The organism is Dyella sp. 01N448, assembly GCF_056399225.1.
Genome location: NZ_JBFTQX010000041.1, coordinates 1 through 352 on the forward strand (window position 1 = coordinate 1; position 352 = coordinate 352).

Annotated in this window: 1 pseudogene; it reads left to right on the forward strand. The window is 65.1% G+C overall.

What is annotated here, in order from left to right:
- Positions 1-93: 93 nt before the first annotated feature.
- Positions 94-352 (forward strand): annotated as a pseudogene (locus tag AC1DKY_RS21460) (ATP-binding protein); the annotation flags it as partial.

The window sequence follows — 352 nt, forward strand, 5'->3', positions numbered from 1 at the left end:
GTATATCGGCGACACCGACGACGGCTCCGGCCTGCACCACATGGTCTATGAGGTGGTCGACAACGCCATCGACGAGGCCCTGGCTGGTCACGCCGGTATATCGGCGACACCGACGACGGCTCCGGCCTGCACCACATGGTCTATGAGGTGGTCGACAACGCCATCGACGAGGCCCTGGCTGGTCACGCCGACCTGGTCCAGGTCATCCTGAACGAGGACGGCTCGGTCACCGTGACCGACAACGGTCGCGGCATTCCGACCGGCATCCACGAGGGCGAAGGCGTCTCGGCGGCCGAGGTCATCATGACCCAGCTGCACGCCGGCGGTAAGTTCGACCAGAACTCCTACAAGG